Below are 5468 nucleotides of genomic sequence, written 5' to 3'. Positions count from 1 at the left end.
CGGACTCATCACCCGTGAGTTCACGCTGAAGACTTATGGCGACCTGTTCCAGGCCGCCAATCTCGACATCATCCTGCGCACGGTGACGATGGCGGCCCTGGTCACGCTGGCCTCGGCCGTCATCGCTTTCCCCATCGCCTATTACGCGGCGCGCTATGCGCGCGGTCGCTGGAAGGCGCTGTTCTATCTCGGCATCATGCTGCCGCTGTGGTCGAGCTATCTGGTCAAGATCTACGCCTGGAAGCTGATCCTGGCCAAGGAGGGCATCCTCACCTGGCTGCTCGCCAAGCTGCATTTGTTGTGGGTTCTCGACGCATGGCTGTCGCTGCCGATTGTCGGCGGCAATTCGCTGTCGGTATCGTTCACCGGCACCTTCATCGTCTTCGTCTATGTCTGGCTGCCGTTCATGATCCTGCCGGTACAGGCGGCGCTCGAGCGCGTGCCCGGCAATCTTGTCGAGGCCTCGTCCGATTTGGGGGCTTCGCCGGGACAGACCTTCCGCAACGTGCTGTTCCCGCTGGCCCTGCCGGGCATTGTCGCCGGTTCGATCTTCACCTTCTCGCTGACGCTCGGCGACTATATCATCCCGCAGATCATCGGCACCTCGCGGCTGTTCATCGGCCAAGCCGTCTATTCGCAGCAAGGCACCGCCGGCAACATCCCGCTCGCCGCCGCCTTCACCGTGGTGCCGATCGTCATCATGGGCTTCTACCTCTGGGGCGCCAAGCGCATGGGGGCCTTCGATGCGCTCTGATGGTTCCCAGTCGGCTCCGCTCGGCCTGAAGATAGCCGCCGCCTGCGGCCTGCTGTTCCTGCATCTGCCGATCCTGCTGATCTTCGTCTACGCCTTCACCACCGAGGAGAAGAGCTTCGTCTGGCCGCCGCCAGGGCTGACGACGCAATGGTTCGCCGTGACCTGGAACCGGCCGGATGTCTGGCAGGCGCTGTCGCTATCGGTCAGGGTTGCCTCGATCTCGACTGCGATTGCTTTGGTCCTCGGAACGCTCTGTTCGGCGGCGGTGTCGCGGACAAAATTCTTCGGCCGCGAAACCATCTCGCTGCTGGTCATCCTGCCGATCGCCCTGCCCGGCATCATCACCGGCATCGCGCTGCGCTCGGCCTTTTCGCTCGCCGATATCCCGTTCTCGTTCTGGACGATCGTGCTCGGCCACGCCACCTTCTGCGTCGTCGTCGTCTACAACAATGCCGTCGCCCGCTTTCGCCGCACCTCCGGATCGATGATCGAGGCGTCGATGGATCTCGGCGCCGACGGTTTTCAGACTTTTCGCCATGTCGTGCTGCCCAACATCGCCACGGCACTGCTTGCCGGCGGCATGCTGGCCTTCGCGCTGTCCTTCGACGAGGTCATCGTCACCACCTTCACCGCCGGACAGCAGCAGACGCTGCCGATCTGGATGCTGGAAGAGCTGATCCGCCCGCGCCAGCGCCCGGTCACCAATGTCGTCGCCATGGTCGTGGTGCTGGTGACGCTGCTGCCGATCCTTGCCGCCTATTACCTCACCCGTGACGGCGACCAGATCGCCGGAAGTGGGAAATGAAAAACAGCGAATAGGGAGTAGCGAACAGCGAGTAGGGATCATCGACGGTCAACCCTGCTCGCTTTCAGCTACTCGCTACTCGCTCCTGTTAAGGGAGAATCCAATGGACACCCAGATGCTGATCGGCTCGAAATTCGAGAAGGGCACCGAGACCGAGGAGCCGATCCTCAATCCAAAGACCGGGGCGACCATCCTCAACCTGCCCGAGGCCAGCCAGGCGCAGATCGAGGCGGCGGTCACCGCCGCCGAACAGGCGTTCGTCTTGTGGTCGCGCACCACGCCGGCGCAACGCTCCGGCTATTTGCTGAAGATCGCCGACCGCATCGAAGCCGACGCGAAGGAGTTCGCCACGCTCGAGGCGCTCAATTGCGGCAAGCCGATCAACGCTGTGCTCAATGACGAAATCCCGGCGATCGTCGACTGCTACCGCTTCTTCGCCGGCGCCGTCCGTTCGATGCCGGGCGTCGTGGCCGGCGAATACATTCCCGGCCATACTTCGATGGTCAGGCGCGACCCGATCGGCATCGTCGCCTCCATCGCGCCGTGGAACTACCCGCTGATGATGATGGCCTGGAAGCTGGCGCCGGCGATCGCCGGCGGCAACACGGTCGTTTTCAAGCCGTCGGAGCAGACTCCGCTGACGGCGCTGAAGCTTGCCAAGATACTTGCGGAAATCCTGCCGGAAGGCGTGGTCAATGTCGTCCTCGGCCGCGGCGACAGCGTCGGCAACACGCTGATCAATCATCCCAAGGTCAACATGATCTCGATCACCGGCGACGTCGCCACCGGCAAGAAAGTGCTGCAGGCGGCCGCCAAGTCGGTCAAGCGCACGCATCTCGAGCTCGGCGGCAAGGCACCGGTCATCGTCTTTGACGACGCCGATCTTGGCGCCGTGGTCAGCGGTCTGCGTGCCTTCGGCTATTACAATGCCGGCCAGGACTGCACCGCCGCCTGCCGCATCTACGCCGGCAAGAAGATCTACGACAAACTCGTCGCCGATCTCTCCTCGGCCGTCTCGACCATCAAATACAACCGTCCCGACGACACTGAAAACGAGATCGGCCCGCTCATCTCCCGCCGCCAGCGCGACCGCGTGTCGAGTTTCGTCGAGCGCGCCTCGGAACTGAAGCACATCGAGATCACCACCGGCGGCAAGCCGGGCGAGGGTTCTGGCTTCTACTACCAGCCGACCGTCGTCGCCGGCGCGCTGCAGGAAGATGAGATTGTCCGCCGCGAAGTGTTCGGCCCGGTCGTCTCGGTTACTCGTTTTTCGGAAGTCGACGACGCGGTGAACTGGGCCAATGACAGCGACTACGGCCTGGCGTCATCGGTATGGACCAAGGATGTCTCGCGCGCCATGGCGACGGCCGCCCGCCTGCAATATGGCTGCACCTGGATCAACACGCATTTCATGCTGACCAACGAGATGCCGCATGGCGGGCTGAAACAGTCCGGCTACGGCAAGGACATGTCGCTCTACGCGCTGGAAGACTACACCGCCGTGCGCCATGTGATGGTGGCTCACAGCTAGCGCCTTCCCTTCTCCCCGCTTTACGGGGAGAAGGTGGCCCGAAGGGCCGGATGAGGGGCAGCGCGTCCCTGGCAAAGCGGGCTCCGCCCGTCATCTGCCTGCCGGCATCTTCTCCCCGTGAAACGGGGAGAAGAGTCACTACTCCACAATGCGATAAATATTCCACAGGCTGGTGCCCGACACGACATAGGGCTCGATCTCCTTGCCCCATTTGGCATGCGCGTCGATCTTGCCGATCTTGGCGAAGAACGCCTCCAGTTGGGCCAGGCTTTCGACCTGGTGATGGGACTCGACCGTCGCCTCCCGCGCGCCGATCGAACCGGTCATGATCTGGAATTCCAGCTCGTCGATGCCGACCTGCGAGCCGATCTCGCGTTCCCATTTCTTCAACAGGTCGAGCACGGTCTGCTTGTGCCCGAACTTGGCGTCGATCTGCCATCTGGCGCTGAACATCGTCTTCTCCTCCAGGTTTGCGGCCCAGGCCGCGGTTGATCCACAGGCTGTTGGTCTACTCGTCCCAGGCCTGCACGACGGTCTGCCTTGCGATCCGCCCGTCTTTCAGCTCCAGCATCGCCGCGCAGAACACCTTGGTGCCGTCCGGATAGGCGCAGGCCTGGGTGAAGGCGAGGCTGTCGCCGTCGGCGATGGTGGTGTCGACCTTGTGGGTCATCGCCCGGCTGCAGATGTCGTCCCAGAATGTGGTGATCGCCGCGCGTCCGCGGATCTCGCGCGGCTTGCTCGGCGGGTTGTTGCGGTCGATCACCCGCACCAGCGCGTCGTCGGCATAGAAGCTCGACAGCATCTTGCCGTCACGGGTTTCGATGGCCTTCTTGATCGATGCGCCATCCACTGTTTGGGTCTTGGTCAGCATGTCATCCTCCATTGGCCCGTCTTGCGACCGGGCGGTTGATGGTCGAAGGGCTGCCCGGCGCTCGTCGCCGGGCAGGGATTTCCTCACTGCGACTTCGCCTTGACGGCCGCGAACACGTCGTCGGCCTGCTTCTTGAAGGTCGTCAGATCGACCTGACTGCCGTTGAGCATCGTCGACCAGTGGCGCACGATCGCGGACATCGCGACCGCCTCCTTGATCTCCTCGTCGCTGGCGCCGTTGAGCTTGGCCGCCTCGGTGTGGAAATAGATGCAATACTGGCATGGGATCTGCGCCGCGACGGCAGGTCCAGCTTGAGCAGTATGTTGGCGACATGGCGCTTGACCGTGTGTTCGCTCAGCCTCAATTCGGCGGCGATCGCGGCATTGCTCTTGCCGTCGGCGACGAGGCTCACCACCTCGCTTTCGCGCGCCGTCAATGCGGCCGGCTCGGCAACCCTGGGTTTGGGCCGGCAGGCGGGTTCCAGATGCTGTTCGGACGTCGCATGGACCAGCGCCAGCGGCTCCTCCAACTCGTCGACGCTGATGCGCCCGGCGTCGGTGAAATGCAGGCCCGACCCAGCCGCCAGATCGGCGATCAGACGCGACGCGATAATGTCGCCGCGGCCGGCATGGGCGGCCAGTTGCATCGCCACCCGCGCCGTCATCCCGACGGGCGGACCGCGCATTTCGATCTCGCCGACATGCGCCCCTTGCGCGCTTGCCACGCCGATTTCCTGCGCCGCCTCGCGCAGGGCTGCCGCGCAGCGTATGGCGCGTGCCGGGCCGTCGAAGCGCGAAATCATCAACTCGCCATGCAGGCCCACAGAGCGCCCACCATGGCGTCCGACCAGCAGCCGCCAGGTTTCCTGGAAGCGTTGGCTGCGTTCGCTCCACATGCGGTCGCCGAGCCGCGCCGTATCGTAGATGCGTGTCACCAGAAGTGCCGCCAGCACGCGGTCCACTTCGCCTACGGCGCGCTCGCCGGTCAGGAATTCCTCGATCAAGTCGGCCACCCCGTCGACATCGCCGGTCCAGATCGGATGGTCGCGTCCGGCAATCTCGACCAGCCGGGCGCCGGGAATCTTCTGTGCAAGGAAGCGGCTGGCATCGGGGTCGACCCGCGCATCGTTGCGGCGATGAATCACAAGCGTCGGCGCGCTGATCACGTTCAGGATGTGGCGGATGTCGACGTCGGCGTTCATGCGCGCCAGCGCCGCCGCCGCCGTCGGGCTCGCCGACAATCGTTCGAAACGTGCCCACCACTGGGCGAAATGCGCGTCGTCGACCCGGCTCGGCGCGAAATGGGGCAGAGTGGCGCCGGTGCCCCAGGCTGTCTCCGCCATCTCGATGAAAGCGTCGAGGCGTTCGGGCGACATCACCCATTTGTGGAAATGCGCATAGCCGCCATAGAGCGCCAGCGCCCGCGTCCGCTCCGGATAGGTGGCGGCGAACAGCATCGCCATCGGCGCGCCTTCGGAGGAGCCGAGCAGGGCTGCACGGCCGCTGCC

General features: G+C 64.3%; 5 protein-coding genes and 2 pseudogenes. 3 read left to right on the top strand and 4 right to left on the bottom strand.

Annotated features, from left to right (window positions below; all coding sequences use genetic code 11):
- The 3 genes from EN964_RS22900 to EN964_RS22890 form a co-directional block, all read left to right on the top strand.
- Window positions 1-754, top strand: a 754-nt coding sequence (locus EN964_RS22900) for an ABC transporter permease (protein ID WP_164775939.1), incomplete at its 5' end; no start/stop codon positions are given.
- Window positions 744-1559 (top strand): ABC transporter permease, encoded by an 816-nt coding sequence (locus EN964_RS22895; RefSeq protein ID WP_127267883.1) that lies wholly within the window; start codon window positions 744-746, stop codon window positions 1557-1559. The genes EN964_RS22900 and EN964_RS22895, both read left to right, overlap by 11 nt.
- A gap of 103 nt (window positions 1560-1662) precedes the next feature.
- Complete coding sequence (locus tag EN964_RS22890; RefSeq protein WP_127267882.1) at window positions 1663-3090, top strand: gamma-aminobutyraldehyde dehydrogenase; 1428 nt, start codon at window positions 1663-1665, stop codon at window positions 3088-3090.
- Window positions 3091-3228: 138 nt separating this feature from the next.
- On the opposite strand, the gene EN964_RS22885 is transcribed toward EN964_RS22890, so the two are convergent.
- The 4 genes and pseudogenes from EN964_RS22885 to EN964_RS22870 all read right to left on the bottom strand — a co-directional run.
- Window positions 3229-3543, bottom strand: coding sequence for a hypothetical protein (locus EN964_RS22885; protein ID WP_127267881.1), 315 nt, complete (start codon window positions 3541-3543; stop codon window positions 3229-3231).
- Window positions 3544-3598: 55 nt separating this feature from the next.
- Window positions 3599-3961, bottom strand: a complete 363-nt coding sequence (locus tag EN964_RS22880) for a nuclear transport factor 2 family protein (RefSeq protein ID WP_127267880.1) — start codon at window positions 3959-3961, stop codon at window positions 3599-3601.
- Window positions 3962-4044: 83 nt separating this feature from the next.
- Window positions 4045-4269, bottom strand: a pseudogene (locus EN964_RS39270) (carboxymuconolactone decarboxylase family protein); the annotation flags it as partial.
- A gap of 41 nt (window positions 4270-4310) precedes the next feature.
- Window positions 4311-5450 (bottom strand): annotated as a pseudogene (locus EN964_RS22870) (LuxR C-terminal-related transcriptional regulator); the annotation flags it as partial.
- Between the last annotated feature and the right edge of the window lie 18 nt (window positions 5451-5468).

Source organism: Mesorhizobium sp. M7A.F.Ca.CA.001.10.2.1 (assembly GCF_003998575.1).
In the GTDB taxonomy this organism is placed as follows: Bacteria; Pseudomonadota; Alphaproteobacteria; order Rhizobiales; family Rhizobiaceae; genus Mesorhizobium.
Note: the sequence above shows the minus strand (reverse complement) of the source record. Positions and strands in the feature narration are given on the sequence as shown.

What these genes read in the sequence shown, in the direction of transcription:
- EN964_RS22880 (WP_127267880.1), bottom strand. Translation starts at nt 3,961, where the DNA reads ATGCTGACCAAGACCCAAACAGTGGATGGCGCATCGATCAAGAAGGCC.
- EN964_RS22895 (WP_127267883.1), top strand. Translation starts at nt 744, where the DNA reads ATGCGCTCTGATGGTTCCCAGTCGGCTCCGCTCGGCCTGAAGATAGCC.
- EN964_RS22890 (WP_127267882.1), top strand. Translation starts at nt 1,663, where the DNA reads ATGGACACCCAGATGCTGATCGGCTCGAAATTCGAGAAGGGCACCGAG.
- EN964_RS22885 (WP_127267881.1), bottom strand. Translation starts at nt 3,543, where the DNA reads ATGTTCAGCGCCAGATGGCAGATCGACGCCAAGTTCGGGCACAAGCAG.